17 protein-coding genes and 1 tRNA gene are annotated in these 18,507 nt (G+C 72.5%); 12 read left to right on the top strand and 6 right to left on the bottom strand.

Features of this window, described 5'->3' with window-relative positions:
* A partial coding sequence (locus ASG04_RS17565; protein ID WP_200938414.1) for a hypothetical protein occupies nucleotides 1-298 on the bottom strand: 298 nt, incomplete at its 3' end.
* Nucleotides 299-544: 246 nt separating this feature from the next.
* On the opposite strand from ASG04_RS17565, the gene ASG04_RS06560 reads away from it, so the two are divergent.
* From ASG04_RS06560 to ASG04_RS06525, 8 genes are all read left to right on the top strand, one after another.
* On the top strand, nucleotides 545-1,285 hold the full coding sequence (locus ASG04_RS06560; protein ID WP_056123692.1) for a pseudouridine synthase: 741 nt from the start codon (nucleotides 545-547) through the stop codon (nucleotides 1,283-1,285).
* Between the two features lie 37 nt (nucleotides 1,286-1,322).
* Nucleotides 1,323-2,435, top strand: a complete 1,113-nt coding sequence (locus ASG04_RS06555; RefSeq protein WP_056121710.1) for a prephenate dehydrogenase — start codon at nucleotides 1,323-1,325, stop codon at nucleotides 2,433-2,435.
* Nucleotides 2,436-2,605: 170 nt separating this feature from the next.
* Nucleotides 2,606-3,301, top strand: coding sequence for a (d)CMP kinase (gene cmk, locus ASG04_RS06550; protein ID WP_056123689.1), 696 nt, complete (start codon nucleotides 2,606-2,608; stop codon nucleotides 3,299-3,301).
* 35 nt (nucleotides 3,302-3,336) lie between these two features.
* Nucleotides 3,337-4,863 (top strand): ribosome biogenesis GTPase Der, encoded by a 1,527-nt coding sequence (gene der, locus ASG04_RS06545; RefSeq protein ID WP_056121709.1) that lies wholly within the window; start codon nucleotides 3,337-3,339, stop codon nucleotides 4,861-4,863.
* A 90-nt stretch (nucleotides 4,864-4,953) separates the two neighbouring features.
* Nucleotides 4,954-5,517, top strand: coding sequence for a hypothetical protein (locus ASG04_RS06540; RefSeq protein WP_056121707.1), 564 nt, complete (start codon nucleotides 4,954-4,956; stop codon nucleotides 5,515-5,517).
* A 55-nt stretch (nucleotides 5,518-5,572) separates the two neighbouring features.
* On the top strand, nucleotides 5,573-6,088 hold the full coding sequence (locus ASG04_RS06535; protein ID WP_235515463.1) for a hypothetical protein: 516 nt from the start codon (nucleotides 5,573-5,575) through the stop codon (nucleotides 6,086-6,088).
* Between the two features lie 10 nt (nucleotides 6,089-6,098).
* Nucleotides 6,099-6,404, top strand: coding sequence for a hypothetical protein (locus tag ASG04_RS06530; RefSeq protein WP_156463560.1), 306 nt, complete (start codon nucleotides 6,099-6,101; stop codon nucleotides 6,402-6,404).
* Between the two features lie 125 nt (nucleotides 6,405-6,529).
* Complete coding sequence (locus ASG04_RS06525) at nucleotides 6,530-7,405, top strand: oxidoreductase (protein WP_056121700.1); 876 nt, start codon at nucleotides 6,530-6,532, stop codon at nucleotides 7,403-7,405.
* Nucleotides 7,406-7,462: 57 nt separating this feature from the next.
* Here ASG04_RS06525 and ASG04_RS17325 read toward each other — a convergent pair whose 3' ends face one another.
* From ASG04_RS17325 to ASG04_RS06510, 3 genes are all read right to left on the bottom strand, one after another.
* Entirely contained in the window at nucleotides 7,463-8,005 is a 543-nt protein-coding gene (locus ASG04_RS17325; protein WP_156463559.1) for a hypothetical protein, read from the bottom strand.
* An 89-nt stretch (nucleotides 8,006-8,094) separates the two neighbouring features.
* On the bottom strand, nucleotides 8,095-10,242 hold the full coding sequence (locus ASG04_RS06515) for a RecQ family ATP-dependent DNA helicase (RefSeq protein ID WP_056121696.1): 2,148 nt from the start codon (nucleotides 10,240-10,242) through the stop codon (nucleotides 8,095-8,097).
* A 74-nt stretch (nucleotides 10,243-10,316) separates the two neighbouring features.
* The gene (locus ASG04_RS06510; RefSeq protein WP_056121694.1) at nucleotides 10,317-11,789 is read right to left on the bottom strand and encodes a hypothetical protein; all 1,473 of its coding nucleotides are present in this window, start codon (nucleotides 11,787-11,789) and stop codon (nucleotides 10,317-10,319) included.
* A 163-nt stretch (nucleotides 11,790-11,952) separates the two neighbouring features.
* Here ASG04_RS06510 and ASG04_RS06505 point away from each other — a divergent pair.
* Nucleotides 11,953-12,026, top strand: a tRNA-Pro gene (locus ASG04_RS06505).
* 60 nt (nucleotides 12,027-12,086) lie between these two features.
* Here the strand turns inward: ASG04_RS06505 and ASG04_RS06500 are convergent.
* Nucleotides 12,087-13,868, bottom strand: a complete 1,782-nt coding sequence (locus ASG04_RS06500; RefSeq protein ID WP_082517854.1) for a helix-turn-helix domain-containing protein — start codon at nucleotides 13,866-13,868, stop codon at nucleotides 12,087-12,089.
* Nucleotides 13,869-13,969: 101 nt separating this feature from the next.
* Between ASG04_RS06500 and ASG04_RS06495 the strand changes: the two genes are divergently transcribed.
* Nucleotides 13,970-15,280: an MFS transporter gene (locus ASG04_RS06495; protein ID WP_056121690.1), complete on the top strand. Its 1,311-nt coding sequence runs from the start codon at nucleotides 13,970-13,972 to the stop codon at nucleotides 15,278-15,280.
* 50 nt (nucleotides 15,281-15,330) lie between these two features.
* Nucleotides 15,331-16,077, top strand: coding sequence for an alpha/beta fold hydrolase (locus ASG04_RS06490; protein ID WP_235515462.1), 747 nt, complete (start codon nucleotides 15,331-15,333; stop codon nucleotides 16,075-16,077).
* 120 nt (nucleotides 16,078-16,197) lie between these two features.
* Here the strand turns inward: ASG04_RS06490 and ASG04_RS06485 are convergent, their stop codons facing one another.
* Nucleotides 16,198-16,830 (bottom strand): TetR/AcrR family transcriptional regulator, encoded by a 633-nt coding sequence (locus tag ASG04_RS06485; protein WP_056121685.1) that lies wholly within the window; start codon nucleotides 16,828-16,830, stop codon nucleotides 16,198-16,200.
* Between the two features lie 121 nt (nucleotides 16,831-16,951).
* Between ASG04_RS06485 and ASG04_RS06480 the strand changes: the two genes are divergently transcribed.
* Nucleotides 16,952-18,427, top strand: coding sequence for an MFS transporter (locus ASG04_RS06480; protein WP_056121683.1), 1,476 nt, complete (start codon nucleotides 16,952-16,954; stop codon nucleotides 18,425-18,427).
* Nucleotides 18,428-18,507: the final 80 nt, after the last annotated feature.

Genomic DNA, 18,507 nt, shown 5'->3' with positions numbered 1-18,507 from the left:
CGGGGCCTCCCGTCCGGCTGCGCGGGACGATCGTCGTGACGATCGAGGGTACGGCCGTCGTGACGACGACCGTGGGGGCGCACGTCGTGACGATCGTGGGTACGGCACCGGGGCCTCCCGTCCGGCTGCGCGTGACGATCGTCGTGACGATCGCGGGTACGGCCGTCGCGACGACGACCGCCGACCGGCGCCGACCGGTGACCGCCGGGTCGACCGGCCGCGCTGGAGCAACGCGGACCGGGACCAGCGTGACCGCCGCGACGACCGTCGCGATCCGCGTCAGGGCGGCGACCGTCATGGTCAGGGTGGGGACGCCCCTGCCAGCCGTGTCTGGCACAACGGCCGCCGCTACGTCGGTGGCACCGCGACCGTGCGGAACCGCGATCGCGGCACCACGCCCCGTCCCGAGGGGCAGCGCGACGCCGAGGGCACGCCGCTCGAGGGCACGCCGGAACGCCCGATCATCCCCGACTGGGACGCCGCGGAGGGTGCTGCCGCGACCGCGGCCGACCTCCAGCCGGAGGGCGAGCGCCTGCAGAAGGTGATGGCCGCGGCCGGGGTCGCGTCCAGGCGTGTGGCGGAGAACCTGATCGCCGAGGGCCGTGTGACGGTGAACGGCGAGGTCGTCGACGCCCTCGGGCGTCGCGTGGACGCCGAGCACGACCAGATCTCCGTCGACGGCGTGCCGATCCAGGTCGACACCTCGCGGCGCTACGTGCTGCTGAACAAGCCGACGGGCGTGGTGTCGACCATGCTCGACGAGCGTGGTCGCGCCGACCTGTCCCAGTTCGTCGAGAAGTTCGAGGAGCGCCTGTTCAACGTCGGGCGCCTGGACGCCGAGACCTCGGGCCTGCTGCTGCTCACCAACGACGGCAGCCTCGCCCACGTGCTCGCGCACCCGTCGTTCGGCGTCACCAAGACCTACATCGCGAAGGTCGCCGGCAACGTGAACCCCGCGACGGTGCAGATGCTCCTGGACGGTGTCGAGCTCGAGGACGGACGGATCGCCGCCGACAAGGTGCGGTTGCTCGAGTCGTCGCGGGGGGAGTCCCTGGTCGAGCTGACCCTGCACTCCGGCCGCAACCGCGTCGTCCGTCGGATGCTCGACGCCGTCGGGCACCCGGTGAACGAGCTCGTGCGCCGGTCGTTCGGCCCGCTGCACCTCGGCAGTCTGCCGAGCGGACGCACGCGCGAGCTGACGAGCGTCGAACTCGGGCAGCTGCTCGGGATCGCGCGCGGCGCGGGCAAGCCGGTCGGCGACCCCAACGCCGAGACGAGCGACTGATCCGCAGGTGACGGTCGTGGATCGGTAGGCTGGCCGGGTGACCGACCAGCCGCAGCCCGACCACGACCGTCGCGTCCGCGGACCGGTCCGGGTCGTCGGCGCCGGGCTGCTCGGTGCCTCCATCGGTCTGGGGCTCCGGCAGAAGGGCGTCGAGGTGATCCTCGACGACGTCTCGCCGGCGACGCTGGCGCTGGCCGTCGACTACGGTGCTGGTCGCCGTCCGGCCGCGGGCGACGCGCCCGAGCTGGTCGTCGTCGCGGTCCCACCGGACGTCACCGCGCAGGTGGTCGAGCGCGAGCTCGCCGACCACCCGGACGCTGTCGTCACGGACGTCGCCAGCGTGAAGTCGGCACCGCTCGAACGCCTGCGCGCGGCAGGCGCCGACGTCTCGCGCTACATCGGGTCGCACCCGATGGCCGGTCGCGAGCGCAGCGGTCCGACCGCGGCGCGTGCGGACCTGTTCATCGGTCGACCCTGGGTGATCGCCGGACACGACGCGATCACCTACCGTCGGGCCGCCGTGGTCGAGGACCTCGCACTCGATCTCGAAGCGATCGTCGTCCCGATGGACCCCGAGCTCCACGACCAGGCCGTCGCCGTCATGTCGCACGTGCCGCAGCTCGTCTCGACCCTCATGGCCTCGCGTCTGGTCGACGCCCCGGAGTCCGCGCTCGGACTCGCGGGCGGCGGCGTCCGTGACGTCACGCGCGTGGCGGCGAGCGACCCGGGCCTGTGGGTGCAGATCATCGGCGCCAACGCCGCACGCATCCGACCGGTGCTCACCGACCTGCGCGACGAACTCACGCGGGTCATTGACGCCCTGGCCGATCCGGACGCGCCCGGCGCACCCCGGGCACTCGCCGAGACGATGGCGTCGGGCAACCGCGGCGTCGAGCGACTGCCGGGCAAGCACGGCACGACCAAGCGCTTCGCCCAGGTCGTCGTCCTGGTGGACGACCGACCGGGGCAGATCGCCGAGCTCCTGACCCTGATGGGCGAGATCGGCATCAACCTCGAGGACCTGCGCCTCGAGCACTCACCCGGCGGACCGATCGGCATCGTCGAGGTGTCGGTCGTCCCCGAGCAGGAACAGCGACTCGTCGACGAACTCGAGAGCCGCGGATGGAGGATCGCAGCAGCATGGGCGTGAACGAGGACCAGCAGACGCACGGCATCGCCACCGACAGCGGGGTGACCGGGGGACCGGACGGCCCCGACACCGGGCTGCCCACCCCGGCCGGCCAGCCCGGCCCGGCCGAGGGCCTGACCGGCGGCGCGGACGGCCAGGGCGGCGGCGAGCCGGGCATGACCCGCGACCCGATGCCCGCGGGCCTGACGGACGGCGCCTACGTCGCCAAGTTCGTCATCGCGGTCGACGGCCCGGCCGGCAGCGGCAAGTCCAGCGTCTCGCGGGCGGCGGCCCGGGCGCTCGGTTTCGGGTACCAGGACACGGGTGCCGCCTACCGGGCGCTCGCGTGGCACGCGCTGCAGCAGCGGGTCGACCTCGACGACGCCGCCGCGGTCCTGGCGAGCTGGGACACGTTCGACTACGAGATCGGCACCGACCCCGACGCCTACTTCGTCCGCGTCAACGGCGACGACGTCACCGACGCGATCCGGACCCCGGACGTCACCGCCGCAGTCGCGCACATCGCCAAGCTCCCCGAGGTCCGCGCACGACTCGTGCAGCTCTTCCGGAACGTCATGCGCAAGACCGACGCGCAGGGCATCATCACCGAAGGACGCGACATCACCACGGTCGTGGCGCCCGACGCCGAGGTCCGGATCCTCCTGACGGCCGACGAGCAGGTTAGGATGGCACGGCGCTCGGCAGAGGTCACGACCCAGTCGGCCGCCGAGACCTCGGCAGCACTCGCCCGACGAGACGCCGCCGACGCGAAGGTCGTCGACTTCATGAACGCCGCGGACGGCGTCACGACGCTCGACTCCACCGACCTCGACTTCGACCAGACCGTACAAGCGGTCGTCGACCTGGCCCGCACGGCCGGACACTGACACGCGGCCAGGCGGCCGCCGGCAAGGAAACCACCATGGCGCAACCGGACAACGGACCAGAGCACGACGACTTCCCGGAGTACGACGACTCCCTGGGTGAGCGCATCGCGAGCCTCGACGAGACCGAAGCCGAGCAGCGGGCGACCGCTCTGCGGGCCGGGCTCGAGGAGTACGAGCTCGACGACGAGGACGTCGCGCTCCTCCAGGCGGGCACCCTCGGCGAGGACGGCGTCCTCATCCTGCCCGCGCTGCCGGTCCTGGCGATCGTCGGGCGGCCGAACGTCGGCAAGTCCGCGCTCGTGAACCGCATCCTCGGACGCCGCGAAGCCGTCGTGCAGGACGTCCCCGGCGTCACGCGCGACCGCGTCAGCTACAAGGCCGAGTGGAACGACAAGCGGTTCACCCTCGTCGACACCGGCGGGTGGGAGCCCGACGCCAAGGGCATCAACGCCTCGGTCGCGCTGCAGGCCGAGGTCGCGATCGACCTCGCCGACGCCGTGCTGTTCGTCGTCGACGTCACGGTGGGCATCACCGCCACCGACGAGCACGTCGTGAAGATGCTGCGCGGCACCGACAAGCCGGTCATCGTCGTGGCGAACAAGTCCGACGACGAGCGCCGTGACCTCGACGCGTACGAGCTGTGGAACCTGGGCCTCGGCGAGCCGCACCCGGTGTCGGCACTGCACGGTCGCGGCGTCGCCGACCTGCTCGACCTCATCATCACCACGCTGCCCGACATCTCCGCCGTCGCGAAGCAGGAGATCGGCGGCCCGCGTCGCGTCGCGATCCTCGGTCGCCCGAACGTCGGCAAGAGCTCGCTGCTCAACAAGGCCGCGGGCGAAGAGCGCGTCGTCGTGAACGAGCTCGCCGGCACGACCCGGGACCCGGTCGACGAGCAGGTCGAGCTGGGCGGGCGCGTCTGGCGCTTCGTCGACACCGCCGGCATCCGCAAACGCGTGCACCTGCAGCAGGGTGCCGACTTCTACGCGTCGCTCCGCACCACCGCCGCGCTCGAGAAGGCCGAGGTCGCGGTCGTCGTCCTCGACGTCACCGAGCCGGTGTCCGTGCAGGACCTGCGCATCATCGACCTCGTGCTCGAGTCCGGCCGCGCACTCGTGCTGGCCTACAACAAGTGGGACCTGCTCGACGACGAACGCCGCCGGTACCTCGAGCGCGAGATCGAGCAGGACCTGGCGCACGTCGCCTGGGCCCCGCGCGTCAACATCTCCGCCCGCACCGGCCGCCACCTCGAGCGGCTGGTACCAGCGCTCGAGACCGCGCTCGAGTCGTGGGACACCCGCATCCCGACCGGCAAGGTCAACGCCTTCATCGCCGAGCTCGTGCAGGAGCACCCGCACCCGGTCCGTGGTGGGCGTCAGCCGCGCATCCTGTTCGGGACCCAGGCCGCGAGCCAGCCGCCGACGTTCGTGCTCTTCACCACCCAGTTCCTCGACCCGCAGTACCGCCGGTTCATCACCCGGCGTCTGCGCGAGGTCTGGGGCTTCGCGGGGACCCCGATCACCGTGAACATGCGCGTCCGCGAGCGCCGGAAGCGCACCTGATCCGATCCAGCACGACGACGACGGCCGCCGGGGCACCTGCCCCCGGCGGCCGTCGTCGTCCCACCGGGTGCGCTGGCGTACGCTCCGTGCATGGCACCGCCGCTCGGACCCACCCGCACCGCATGGATCGCGGCGGGCGGAGCGGTGGTCGCGGGGGTGGTCGCCATCTCGGTGCTCCTGTCCGTTCCGGTGCCGACCGGACGCTCGACACCGCAGCCGCTCGTCGCGGACGCTCCGTCGTCCGTGCCGGTGACCGCGAGCCCACCGCCCATCGACCAGCCCTGGTACCGCACCGGCTTGCCCGTCGACGGCGAGATCATCCCGATCGGCGCGAAGACGGTCGGCCACGTGAGCGTCGCGCGCATCGCCGAGCGGACCGTGCGCGTGACGATCACGGGGTTCTCGACCGACCGCAGGAGCGCCGACATGCGGGTGCAGCTGACCGGCGGCGACGTCGTCGGCACCGGTGCGGACGCCGAGTGGATCCCGGACGGCGACCCGGTCGAGGTCGGGGTCATCCCGCACGGCGCGTCCTCGGTCGTCATCGACCTGCGGACCCCGCAGATCCTGCCGCCCTCGGTGCACTCGCTCGTGGTCCTCGACTGGAACACGACGACCATCCTGGGCGGTGCCGAGCTGCTGCCCTCCACCTGATCCGGCCTGGAGGCCCGTGGTCCGCGTTCGACGCCGGATGCGGCACCATGGACGGGTGACGTTCCCCGCACTCGCCGACCGGGTCTGGTGCCGCCTGCGACTCGACCGCCTGGCCGGCGGCCGGCAGGCCGGCTACGTCATCCGTCGCGACATGCTCGACCACCCCGACACGGTGCGCTCGTTCCGCTGGATCCGGTGGTTGCTCGTCGCGGAGACCGTCGTCGGGCTGGCGGCGATCGTCGTCGCGGTCCTGCTGACCCGCGACGGACAGACCGTGCCCTGGGCGGTGTGGTTCCGGGCCACGGTGGTGCTGCTCATCACCCTGACCCTCTACGTCTTCGCCTGGCGTGCGCAGCTCGGCTACTACTGGGCGTACCAGCGGCTGCGGCTCTTCAGCAGGATCTTCCCGATCGTGACGCTCATCGTCGCCGCGATCCCCGGGCTCTACCCGTTCTGGATGGTCATCGAGCAGATACTGTTCTCCGTGCTCATGGTGGGCATCGGCGACGTCCTGACCTCGGACCACATGCGCACCACGTTCCCCAAGCCCGCTCGCCGGGACGCTCCGTAGGATCGCGATGATGACGACCTTCCGCCTGGACCCCGACGACCTGCCCCGGTCCGCGGGCGAGCTGTACGACCGCGTCCGAGCCGGCGCGGAGCTGCCGACCGTCACCACCGAGGCGGTCCGCTTGCTCGCGAGCTCGGGTGGCGGCGCGGTCGACCCGGACGTGTTCGACGCCGCGGAGCTGTTGGCGTTCGTGCTGGCGGTCGTGGGCGCCGAGGCGTCGTTGCCCGCGTCCGCGCTGACGGAACCGGTGCCCGATGCGGAGCGCCGACTCCGGGTCGAGGAAGCGGTCCGGCGGCTGGTCGGCCACCGGTCCTGACGCCTGGCAGGCCACCCGTCTCGACGCCTGGCCGGCCACCGGGCGTCGACGCGCATCCTGGGTCCGCCGGACCCAGGACGGGCGGGACCTGGCGCACGTCGTCGCGGCAGAGCATCGTGGGACCCATGACCACCACCACGCTCCCCGGCGGCACCTTCCGCCTCGCCGACGACCTCGAACTCACCCGCGTCGGGTACGGCGCGATGCAGCTCGCCGGACCTGGCGTCTTCGGGCCGCCCACCGACCGCGACGAGGCGATCCGCGTCCTGCACACGGTCGTCGAGCTGGGCATCACCCACATCGACACCTCCGACTTCTACGGCCCGCACGTCACGAACGAGGTCATCCGCGAGGCCCTGCACCCCTACCCCGACGACCTGCGCATCGTGACCAAGGTCGGCGCTCGTCGTGACGCGGAGGGCGGATGGCCGCACGCTCGCGAGCCGCACGAGCTCGTCGAGCAGGTGCACGAGAACCTCGGCCGCCTGGGTGTCGAGCGCCTCGACGTCGTCAACCTGCGCATGGGCGGCTTCGACGCGCCGGAGCCCGGCTCCATCGCCCCGCAGTTCGAGGCGCTCGCGGAACTCCAGCAGCAGGGGCTCATCAACCACCTCGGCCTGTCGACGGTCTCGGCCGAGCAGCTCGCCGAGGCCCAGGCCATCGCGCCCGTCGTCTGCGTGCAGAACATGTACAACGTCGCACGCCGCGAGGACGACGCCCTCGTCGACCTCACCGCGGAACAGGGCATCGCCTACGTGCCGTACTTCCCGCTCGGTGGCTTCTCGCCGCTGCAGTCCGGAGCGCTGGACTCGGTCGCCGAACGCCTCGGGGTCTCGCGCCTGACGGTCGCGCTGTCGTGGCTGCTGCAGCGGTCGCCGAACATGCTGCTGATCCCGGGGACCTCGTCCGTCGCGCACCTGCGGGACAACGTCGCCTCGGCCGGGTTCACGCTGCCGGACGACGCCGTGGCCGAGCTCGACGCGATCGGCACCGCCGCCTGACCGAGCAGCGTGCGACACGGACCAGCCCGCGGTGGGGACGCCGCGGGCTGGTCCGTGTCAGGAGGAGAAGTCCCAGGAGACGTGCACGCCCGGGTGGAACCAGATCAGCGCCGCGATGCCGAGGCCGACGAGCGTGATGGCGTTGACGGCCGCCAGCGGGACCCACCACCGGGCTTCGATCCGCCGGACGGCGGCGATCGCGAGCAGGACGAGCGCCGCGGCGAACGGGACGGCGGTGACGGCCGAGCCGCGAACCGCGAAGCCGGCCATCGCGGGACGCGTGACCTCGAGCGGGGCACCGAACGCGGTGATGAAGACGACGCAGAACACGCCGATCGCGGCGGCGACGATCCCGACTCCCAGCGCGACGAGCGCGACCACCAGCGCCGACACCGCCAGGGCCGTGCCGGGTCGCCGACGACGATCGCCCCGGGGTGACCCGGCGTACGCCGACACGGGCGGCGCCGAGCCGATCGGCGCCGGGCCGATCGACGCCGGGCCGATCGGCGCCGGCGTGCCCCCGATCGTCGCGCCCCGCTGGAGCGGCCCCTCGGGTGCCCTCGGCGACGGCGTGTGACCCCACCCGTGTTCCATGTCCATCCGTCCCCCTGGTTCGACCGGCACCGGCACCGGCACCGGCACCGGCACCAGCACTGGCACTGGCACTGGCACTGGCAGCGTGCCCGACGCTACGCGACGGTGGCCAGCGCGAACGGCAACACGGCCGACGCCCCCGACCGCCGGAGTTCACGACCCGCCACCGTCATCGTCCACCGGCTGTCGACCAGGTCGTCCACGAGCAGCACCGGCCCCGTGTGGTCCTGCAGCGCGGCACCGAGCTCCGGCCCCACGACGAAGCTGTCCCACACCCCCGCCAAGCGGTAGGCGCTGTTCGTCGCACCGTCGCCGCGCGGGACCCCGCCGGACCGCTCGAGGGTGCCGAGGAACTGCAGCTTGCCGATCGACGACAGCGCCGACGCCAGGGACTCGACGAGCTGCGGTCGCGACCGTGAGGACATCGCCACGACCCCGGTCGGCCGGACATCCCACGGCCAGTCCCGCAGCGCCCGGATGCAGCCGTCGAGCAGGTCGCGCGACACCGGGGCATCGGGGACACCCGGCGCGAAGAGCGCCCGGAGCGGACCGCCCCACCCCAGGTCCGTCAGCCGGGCGACGGCGCGGCCCGGTGCGACGAGCTCGGTCGCGGGCAACTTGCCCTTCACGGGGACGTCGAGTGCGCTCATGCCGGACGGCCACTGCGCTCGCGGGGCGATCTCGACGCCGACCTGGTCGAGGGCGGTGGATGCGCCCTGCGCGGCGTCGCCCGGCACGTCGGTCGGGTACCAGACCCCCGCACAGTTGTCGCACCGGCCGCAGGGCTCGGCGGACGGGTCGTCGAGGTCCTGCTGCAGCAGCTGCATCCGGCACGCCGATGTCGACTCGTAGTCGAGCATCGACGAGGCCTCAGTGGAACGGGCGGCAGCGACGCGTTCGTAGCGGGCGGCGTCGTACGACCACGGCTGCCCGGTCGAGACCCATCCGCCGGCGACGCGGTGCACGGCGCCGTCGACGTCGAGCACCTTGAGGAGCAGCTCGAGCGTGGACCGCTTGATGTCGACCAGGCCCTCGAGCGCGACGGTCGACATCGCACTGTCGGTCGAGAGCGCACCGAGGACGGCCGAGGCGCGCGACTCGGTCGGCATCGACGCGCTGGCGAAGTACTTCCAGATCTCCTGGTCCTCGTACCCGGGCAGGAGCAGCACGTCGGCGTTGTCGGTCGCACGCCCGGCGCGGCCGATCTGCTGGTAGTAGGCGACGGGGGAAGACGGCGCCCCGACGTGGACGACGAACCCGAGGTCCGGCTTGTCGAACCCCATGCCGAGCGCACTCGTCGCCACGAGGGCCTTGAGCTCGTTGCCCTTGAGCTGCTGCTCGAGCTGTTCGCGTTCGTCGGTGTCGGTCCGGCCGGTGTACGCCCGGACCGTGTGGCCGCTCTCGCGCAGCAGTCGCGCGATGTCCTCGGCCGCGGAGACCGTCAGCGTGTAGATGATCCCGCTGCCGGGCAGGTCGCCGAGGTGCGCGAGCAGCCACCCCAGCCGGGCGCGGGCGTCCGGCAGGGTCAGGACCCCGAGCCGGAGCGACGCGCGGGCGAGTGACCCGCGGATGGTGAACACCGGGTCGGCGGGTCCGGCGGTCAGCTGCTCGGCGACGTCCTCGACCACGCGCTCGTTCGCGGTGGCCGTCGTCGCCAGCACGGGCACGCCGTGGGGCAGGGAACGGATGAGCTCGGCCAGACGGCGGTAGTCCGGCCGGAAGTCGTGCCCCCAGTCGGAGATGCAGTGCGCTTCGTCGACGACGAGCATCCCCATGCGGCCGACCAGTGCCGGCAGCTGTTCGTCGCGGAACTTCGGGTTGTTGAGCCGTTCGGGCGAGACCAGCAGGACGTCGATCTCGTCGCGTGCCAGTGCCGCCTGGGTGTCGGTCCACTCGTGGGCGTTCGCAGAGTTGATCGAGACCGCTCGGACGCCGGCCCGGGCAGCAGCAGCCACCTGGTCGCGCATGAGCGCCAGCAGGGGCGACACGAGCACCGTCGGCCCACCCCCACGACGCCGGAGCAGCAGCGTCGCCAGGAAGTACACGGCCGACTTGCCCCACCCGGTGCGCTGCACCACCAGCGCACGCTGCCGGTGCTCGACCAGCGCGGAGATCGCCTCGAGCTGCCCGGGGTGGAAGACCGCGTCACGCCGCCCCGTGAGCGCAGCGAGCGCCTGCTGCGCTTCGGCAGCGATGTCTGCGGACGGGACGGTCGGACCGGAGCCGAGCACGGGGGAGGACATGCCCCCATGCTGTCAGCACCGACCGACGAACCCGGCCACGAGCCTCCTGGCTGTGGAGAACTCGGCAGGTTCCGCTACTGGTACGTGACCAGCGACGGTGTCGGCGCCACGTCCGCCATCGTCTGCTCCGGCGTCAGCATGGGCGTGTCCTCGTCGAAGAAGTTCTTCCAGCCCCAGTGGACGCCGGCGGGAGCGTCGACGTGCAGCGCGTTCCACGTCGCCTGCTTGTCGGGCTGCGAGCCCTGACCGTCGACGTGGATGAGCATGTCGAGCTCGGGGTGTGTCGTCAGCGAGGAACGGTCCTGGAGCATCGACAGCCGGAACTGGTGCAGGACCAGGGCCTTGGGCGGCAGGCCCTCCGAGCGCACCAGACCGGCGAGCCAGTCGGACACCTGGTCCACCTCGGCGGAGCTGACGCTGCCGATCTGCTGCAGCGGCACCTGGTCCGGACCCAGCCGCCACTCCGGGTCGAGCGCCAGCCACACGCCCGGGCGCTTCAGGAGCGACTCGTAGCGCTTCGCCTGGGACAGGAAGTCGCTGCGGCCGGGCTGCAGGTCGAGGATCACCGGCATGCCCGCGTCGTGCGCCGCGTCGACGTAGGGCTCGAGCGTCGACACCGGCAGCTCGCTCGAGTAGTCGCCGTCCGCACCGGCCGCACCCGCGGCGACCGTCGCGATCACCTCGAACGCCGGTGTGACCGGCTCGTCGGACACGCCGTCGTACGACGCCGCCAGCTCCTTCGCCCGGGTCACCGACGCCGCCGGGTCCTGCTCACCGAGCACGCCCAGCGACGGCGCACCCGGTGCGCCGTACATCGCGACGTAGCGGTGGCCGTCGAACGGTCGCTGGCCGCCGTGGGGGAGCTGCCACCCGGTCTCGGCGGCCCGGACGGTCCACCCCGGGTCGGGCAGGTCGGCGAACGCCGTGCCGACGAGCACGGTCGACGCGTCCCGGTGCTCGTGCAGCGCGCGCACGACGTCGGGTGCCGCAGCCGGGTCGGTCACGCCGTCGGGCATGGCCACGACCTCGGCACCGGCCGCCTGCGCCGTCCCGACGACGGCTGCATCCGCTTGGTCGTCCGCCACCACCACGGTGGCCGGACGGGAGGCCCGGCTCGGCTCCGGTGCCTCGCCTCCGTCCGGCGCGTCCCGCTCCTCGACGTCGGTGCTGACGTCGACGTCGCCCTCGGCCTGGTACCAGGAGGCACCGAGGCGGTCGAGTTCGTGCCCGACCGCGCGGCGGTCGCCGGAGCCCGCGAGCAGCACCGGGACGTGGGCACGTCGGGCGGCGCTCGCCGCGGTGCCGATGGCGGACGCGTCGTCCGCGGGGGCGACGACGGCGCCCGGTGCCGTGGCGAACACCGCGCGGCTGGCGCGGATCGCCCGTTCGGCCGGGTCGTCCTGCGCCAGGACCGTCACGGTGTCCGACGAGGCCTTCGCGAGCGTCGGGCGGGCGTCGACGGGAGCGGCACCACTGCACCCGGCGATCCCGACCACCAGGCCGGCGAGCGCGAGGGCGGACAGGACACGAGTGGTGCGGGACGGCATCGGACCACCCTAGGGGCCGGTCCTGGACCCGGTGTGGCCGTCCGTGGCACGGCGGGGGTCCTGCGTCCGCTATGCTGGTCGGGCTGCTCCGCGCTCGGTCGGGTGCGGGTGGCGGAGTCCACGCAGACCTGGTCTGCGGGGGTTCCGAGTCCCTCGGGACTCACGGGCTGTGGCGCAGCTTGGTAGCGCACTTGACTGGGGGTCAAGGGGTCGCAGGTTCAAATCCTGTCAGCCCGACCGAACGAACGACGAAGCCCACCGATGCACTCGGTGGGCTTCGTCGTTGTGCGGCGGGCCCTATCCCCGACGTCGAGCGTCGAGTTCCCGGGCCGCCCGCCACAGCCGCAGCAGCACCTGCAGCTCGAGCGCCCGACCGCGCCACCCGTCCCCGAGCAGCCGGTCGAGCGAACCGAGCCGCTGGTACACGGTGTTGACGTGCACGCGCAGCGCCGCCGCGGTCGCCGAGGGGCGCTGCCCCTGGTCGAGGAAGACCGTCAGTGTCTCGACGAGGGGGACACCTCGGACGGCTTCCTCGTCGAACACCACGCCGAGTTCGCGTCGGGTCTGGTCCTCGAGCTCGTCCCGCCCGGTCCGGCTGAGCAGCACGGCGAAGACCCCGAGGTCGGCCGCCCGGGCGAGCCCGGCGTCGCGGCCGAGTGCCGTCAGGGCGTCCGCGGTCCGGGTCGCCTCGACGTGGGCACTCCGGATCCCGGCGGTGTCCGTCCCGACGGCCGCGATCCCCGCGACCGGACCGGTGTGGCCGTCCCACACGGCTTCGATCCGGCTGTCCCGCGGCACCACCAGCACGAGGCGGTCGCGGTGGACCGCCGATGCCCACCGCCCGCCGAGGCGCAGGCCCGTGACGAACCGGCGCGCGACGTCCGGGTCCCCGGCGGCGACCACCACGACGTGCGGCTGCTGCGGATCGAGGCCGGCACCGCGCCATCGCTGCCGGTCGGCCGCGGGGTCCGGCTCGGCGCGGCTCAGCAGGTCGATCGTCGCGATGTCCCGGCCGAGCTGCACCGCACGGGCCTCAGCACGAGCGCCGACGAGCGTCAGGGCGATGAGCGGTGCGGCGCGTTCGAGCAGGAGCGCCACGTCGGCGGGGACGGGGCCATCGACCACGAGGGCGCCGAGGACCTGACCCGCCGCGGTCACCGGCTGCAGGACGCCGGGCGCGAGGTCGACCGCCGAGGTCGTGCCCGTCGCGACCACCCGGGCGAGCGCGGCACCCACCGCACCGTCGGCGGGCTGTTCGACCCAGCGGATCTGCACGGCCGTCAGCGCCTGCACCCGGCCCACGAGCGTCGCGGTGTCCCCGCCGGCGAGCACCGCGGCGGTGAGGTCGGCGTCCAGACGCAGCGTCACCTCGAGGGTGTCCTTCGCGCGTCGGACCTCGTCTGCGGCACGGGCGTTGTCGATGGCCACCGCAGCGTGCGCGGCGAGGTCACCGAGCAGCCCGATCTCCTGGCGCGCGAACCGACGTTCCTCGCGCTTGGCGGCCAGCAGCACCCCGACGACCCGGCCGCGCACGGTCAGGGGAACGCCGAGCAGCCCGCGGACGGACTCCTCGTCGACGGTGGCGTCGGCGCGCTCCTCGTGCACCAGCGTGGCGTCGCTGCCGTAGTCGGAGGTCCAGCGCGGCGCGCCCGACTCGACGACCTGCCCGACGAGCCCCACCCAGCGGGGCAGACGCGTCCCGACCAGACTGGGGGAGCGCGCTCCGTCGGCGACGTGGATCGTGATCTCCTGCTCGTCGAGCAGGGCGACGTAGGTCAGGTCCACCCCGAGCAGCCGCCGTGCCTGACGGACGACCTCGACGAGCAGGTCGTCCGGGTGGGGGACCGCGGCCAGTCGACCGGCGATGTCGTTGAGGGCGGCGAGCTCGGCGACCCGACGGCCCCGGTCCCGCGCGAGCACGGCGAGTTCCGCGGCGGCCCGGGCCTCGGCGTCGACCTGGGCAGGGTCGGCCCCCGTCGCCAGCAGGGCGTCCCGGTGCGCTTCGACCTGCGGCAGGTCAGGCTGCTCCAGCAGCAGGTCGAGCCACCCCAGGGCTGTGGATGCATCGTCCACTCTCATGGCAGGAGTGTAGATGCTCGATCCATTGTCCGGCCAGAGGTCGCGGGGCGAGGGTGGAGCATCCGCGAGCGGCAGCGCCGCCCCTCAGCTCAGGAGTCCCCATGAACGCACCAGTCCCCCCGACCAGCACCGCAGGTCCGACCAAGCCCACCGTCGACGTCCCCACGGACACGGCCTCGGCACGGCCCGTCCGGCTCCGCCGCCTGTCGGTCGGCCTGGCCCTGGTCTACGTGGCGATCCTCGCGATCAACTCCGGGGGCCTGGGCATCCTCATCCCGAACCTCGTCGCGGACATCGACGCTGCGGACAAGATCGGGAACCTCGCGATCGTGACCACGGTGGCGTTCCTGGCGAACGTCGTCGCCCAACCGATCGCCGGAGCCCTGTCCGACGTCACCCGCTCGCGCTTCGGACGGCGCTCGCCGTGGATGGTCGGTGGCGCCCTGCTCGCCGCTGGCTTCCTGGTCGGCCTGCCCCTGGCGAGCTCCGTGGTGGTCGTCGCCGCCATCTGGCTCGTGGTCCAGCTCGGCCTGAACGCCCTGCAGGCGGCAGCGACGGCGCTCGTCCCGGACCGCTACCCGGCCAAGCAGCGCGGCGGGGTGTCCGGACTGATCGGCCTCGGCATCACCATCGGCAACGCCGTCGGTGCGGTCGTCGCCGGGAGCTTCGCGAGCGCGGGGTCGCTGCCGTACATCGTCCTCGCGGCGATCGTCGTCCTGGTCGTCGTCGTCTTCGTCGTCGCCAACCCCGACCGGTCCAGCCGCGACCTGGTCGTCGAGCGACAGAGCATCGGCGCGTTCCTGCGCGGTTTCTGGGTCAGCCCCCGCAAGCACCCCGACTTCGCCTGGGCGTTCGCGGCCCGGTTCCTCATGGTGATCGGCTTCTACGGTGCGCAGACCTTCGGCCTCTACATCCTCCGCGACTACATCGGCATGAGCGACGCCGCGTCGAACGGCTTCGCCGCGCAGATCGGCGTCGTGCTGCTGATCGGCGTGCTGCTGTCGGCCCTGACCAGCGGCGTCCTCTCGGACCGCATCGGTCGCCGGAAGCCCTTCATCATCTGGGCGTCCGTCGTCATGGCGATCGGGCTCGCCGTCCCGCTGGTCTTCCCGACGACGACCGGCGTCCTCGTCTACAGCTTCCTGCTCGGGCTGGGGTTCGGTGCGTACATCTCGATCGACCTGGCGCTGATGACCGAGGTGCTGCCCGTGTCGATGACCTCGGGGGCGAGCACGGCCGGGCGTGACCTGGCGATCCTCGGACTCGCGACGACGCTGCCCCAGGCGCTCAGCCCCTCGATCGCCGCGGGCCTGGTGTCCGTCACCGGCGGGTACCCGGCGCTGTTCGTGTCGGGCATCGTCTTCGTGGCCCTGGGTGCGCTGGCGGTCCTGCCCATCAAGTCCGTCCGCTGAGCCCCCGTCCCACCGAGCCCCGCGTCCACCGCACACCGAGGAACCCGACCATGCAGACTGCAGCCATGCGCCTCCACACCACGACGACCGGCAGCGGCGAGCACCACGTCGGGCTCGTCCACGGCCTCGGCGCCGACGGCGCGACCTGGCAGCCCCTGGTCGACCGGATGACGGCGACGGGCCGGTACACCGTCACGACCGTCGACCTCCGCGGGCACGGTCGGAGCGAACGCGCTGACCGGTACCGCCTGGACGACTTCGCCGACGACCTGGTCGGGGCGCTGCCGACCGGGCTGCACAGCGTGGTCGGGCACTCGCTCGGAGGAGCCGTGCTGGTCCGCGCGGTCGGACGGCTCCGTCCCGAGCAAGCCGTCTACCTCGACCCGGGCTTCCACCTCGCGCTGCCCACCACCGGCCTCGCCGGTCGCCTGTTCTGGGCGGTCCCACCACTGACGCTGGGCATCGCGGGGCTCCTGCAGGCACGGAAGAGCGCGGCAGCCCGCGCCGGGTACACACCCGCCGTCCGGCAGGCACTCGCCGACGCTCGGAAGCGGTTCGACGGGGGCATGGCGATCGGCGTCTTCCGTGAGGTCGCGCACACCCCGCTCCCGATCGCCCCGCCCGAGGTGCCCTCGGTGGTCGTCCTGTCGGACGACGCGCCCGCGGTCGTCCCCGATGCCGTGGCCGCCCGCCTCGAGCGCGCCGGCTGGGGGATCCGCCGGATCCCCGGCATCCACCACGACATGCAGCTCGAGGACGCCGGCCGGACCCTCGAGGCGGTCGCGGACGTGCTCTGAGCCGTCCCCGGACGACGCGATAGCGGACGACCTGGAGTGTGCCGCAGGGCTGGCGCAAACCGCACGACGATGAGAGGCCCGCAGCCGGTCGGCTGCGGGCCTCTCATCGTCGTCGGGCGCTCAGCGGGCTTCGAGCAGGACCCGGACGGCCTCGCTGAGCGGCCCTGCGAGGTCGTCCGCCGCGGCCGAGGTCAGGGGCTCGAGTCCGGTTGCGGCGCGCACCATCACGATGCCGAGCCCGGTCGCGATCGCGACCTGCGCCCGGAGCAACAGGTGCTCGGTGCCGGGGTCTCCCGGCAGCCAGCCCGCCACGGTCGCCATCCGCTCGGTGAAGGACCGGAGCGTCTCACGTCGGATGCGGTCCGCGCCGTCGTCTCCCGAACTCCGGACGAGCAGGAGCATCTGCAACGACGACTCGCCACTCGGTGCCCCGGTGATCTTCCGCACCATCCGGTCGACGACCTCGTCGATGGTCGAGGCATCGTCCTCGGGGACGTCGAACTCCTCGACGGTCCGACTCAGGCAGGCTTCGAACAGGCCCTCTTTGGACGTGAAGTAGCGGTTGATCAACGCGACGTTCACGCCGGCGTCGTTCGCGATGTCCCGCACGGTGGTGGACCCGTACCCGTTGATGGCGAACCGTCGGCGGGCGGACTGCAGCAGTCGGAGTCGAGTCGCCCCGGCATCCCGTGCCCGTCCGGAGCCGTCCGGATGGGCGCGGTCCTCGACCGGCGTCGGTGTCTGCATCGTCATCGTCGTCCTTCCGTTGCCCCCACCGTACCGCGCAGGACACCCCTCGTAAACGGCTGTTGACTTCTCTTGCCGATCCGCTAGCATCGTCAGGTCAGCAAGCGTTTACATTGACTGGAGCACGATGTCACAGACCATGGAGAGCCCGCGGACGGGCTCTGTGCCCACCGCCGACGGGCACCGCCCGAACAGCACCGCGATCATCGTCTACCTCGCGCTCGGTGGCCTGTCCTTCGCCGTCCTGCAGTCGCTCGTCGCCCCGGCGCTCTCCACGATCGGCAAGGACCTGCAGGTGTCCACGAGCAGCGCGAGCTGGGTGCTCACCGCGTACCTGCTCTCCGCATCCGTGCTGACGCCGATCCTCGGTCGCCTCGGCGACATGATCGGCAAGCGCAAGGTCCTCATCGTGGTGCTGGCGGTGCTCCTCGCCGGCGCGATCCTCGCCGCGCTCGCGCCGAACCTCACGGTGCTCATCATCGCCCGCGCGCTGCAGGGTGCCGCCGGTGCGGTGATGCCCCTGTCGATCGGCATCGTCCGCGACGAGTTGCCGAAGGAGAAGGTCAGCGTCACGATCGGGCTGCTCTCCGCGATCTTCGGCATCGGCGCCGGTGTCGGCATCGTCGCCGCCGGTCCGATCGTCGAGCACCTGTCGTGGCACTGGCTGTTCTGGCTGCCCGCCGTCCTGGTCGTGATCGCACTGTTCGGCGTCGTCTTCGGCATGCCGGAATCGCCGGTGCGCAAGCCCGGCCGCCTCGACCTCGTCGGCACCGGTGTCCTCACCGTGTCGCTCGTGTCGCTCCTCATCGCGATCAGCGAGGGCGAGACCTGGGGCTGGGGTGACGGCAAGACCATCGGCCTGCTGGTCCTCGGCGCCGTCGCACTCGTCGCCTTCGTGTTCGTCGAGCTCCGCGTGAAGTCGCCGCTCATCGACGTCCGGCTGTTCACGATCCGCGGTGTCTGGACGGCCCACGTCGTCGCGCTGGTCTTCGGTTTCGCGATGTTCGGCACGTTCGTCCTCGTGCCGACGCTGCTCCAGCTGCCGACCGCGATCGGCTACGGCTTCGGCAAGTCGGTGTCCGAGGCGGGGCTCTTCCTGCTGCCGACCGTCATCATGATGGTCGTCGCCGGCCCGATCGCGGGCATGCTCGTCCGGAGGTACGGGCCGAAGCTCCCCATGCTCGCCGGTGGCATCGCGGTGACCGCGGCCTTCGTGCTGCCCGCCCTGGCACACGGCGAGATGTGGCAGATCGTCGTGTCGGGCATCCTGACCGGCATCGGGATCGGCCTCGCGCTGGCTGCCTGCTCGAACGCCATCATCGAGAGTGTCCCCGCCGCGCAGACCGGTGAGTCCATCAGTGCCAACACCGTCGTCCGCACGATCGGTTCGAGCGTCGGCACCGCGGTGATCGCGGCGCTCATCTCCTCCAACACCACTGCGCAGGGGCTCCCGCTCGACGACGCCTTCACCACGGGCTTCTGGGCGTGCGCCGGTGTCGGCGCGCTCGCGATCATCGGTGCGCTCGTCGCCCCGTCGATGCGCAAGCGCCGTCAGGACGCCCGGGCGATCGGCGTCGACGACCTGGAGGGCGTCACGGACTGACTCCGGCTCCAGTGCCGCCAGCCTGGAGGCGCGACTCGCGTCGTCGACGCGGGTCGCGCCTCCGTTTCGCCTTCGAGACC

This window comes from Curtobacterium sp. Leaf183 (assembly GCF_001424385.1).
Taxonomy (GTDB): Bacteria; Actinomycetota; Actinomycetes; order Actinomycetales; family Microbacteriaceae; genus Curtobacterium.
The sequence above is the reverse complement of the archived record's forward strand: the minus strand, read 5'-3'. Positions and strand labels throughout refer to the sequence as shown.

Bases quoted from the DNA above. Each gene is read 5' to 3' on its own strand.
- ASG04_RS06485 (WP_056121685.1), bottom strand. From the start codon at position 16,830: ATGACGATGCAGACACCGACGCCGGTCGAGGACCGCGCCCATCCGGAC.
- ASG04_RS06525 (WP_056121700.1), top strand. From the start codon at position 6,530: ATGACCACCACCACGCTCCCCGGCGGCACCTTCCGCCTCGCCGACGAC.
- cmk (WP_056123689.1), top strand. From the start codon at position 2,606: ATGCCCGCGGGCCTGACGGACGGCGCCTACGTCGCCAAGTTCGTCATC.
- ASG04_RS06480 (WP_056121683.1), top strand. From the start codon at position 16,952: ATGTCACAGACCATGGAGAGCCCGCGGACGGGCTCTGTGCCCACCGCC.
- ASG04_RS06500 (WP_082517854.1), bottom strand. From the start codon at position 13,868: ATGAGAGTGGACGATGCATCCACAGCCCTGGGGTGGCTCGACCTGCTG.
- ASG04_RS06530 (WP_156463560.1), top strand. From the start codon at position 6,099: ATGACGACCTTCCGCCTGGACCCCGACGACCTGCCCCGGTCCGCGGGC.
- ASG04_RS06510 (WP_056121694.1), bottom strand. From the start codon at position 11,789: ATGCCGTCCCGCACCACTCGTGTCCTGTCCGCCCTCGCGCTCGCCGGC.
- ASG04_RS06540 (WP_056121707.1), top strand. From the start codon at position 4,954: ATGGCACCGCCGCTCGGACCCACCCGCACCGCATGGATCGCGGCGGGC.
- ASG04_RS17325 (WP_156463559.1), bottom strand. From the start codon at position 8,005: ATGGACATGGAACACGGGTGGGGTCACACGCCGTCGCCGAGGGCACCC.
- ASG04_RS06490 (WP_235515462.1), top strand. From the start codon at position 15,331: ATGCAGACTGCAGCCATGCGCCTCCACACCACGACGACCGGCAGCGGC.
- ASG04_RS06560 (WP_056123692.1), top strand. From the start codon at position 545: ATGGCCGCGGCCGGGGTCGCGTCCAGGCGTGTGGCGGAGAACCTGATC.
- ASG04_RS06495 (WP_056121690.1), top strand. From the start codon at position 13,970: ATGAACGCACCAGTCCCCCCGACCAGCACCGCAGGTCCGACCAAGCCC.
- ASG04_RS06515 (WP_056121696.1), bottom strand. From the start codon at position 10,242: ATGTCCTCCCCCGTGCTCGGCTCCGGTCCGACCGTCCCGTCCGCAGAC.
- der (WP_056121709.1), top strand. From the start codon at position 3,337: ATGGCGCAACCGGACAACGGACCAGAGCACGACGACTTCCCGGAGTAC.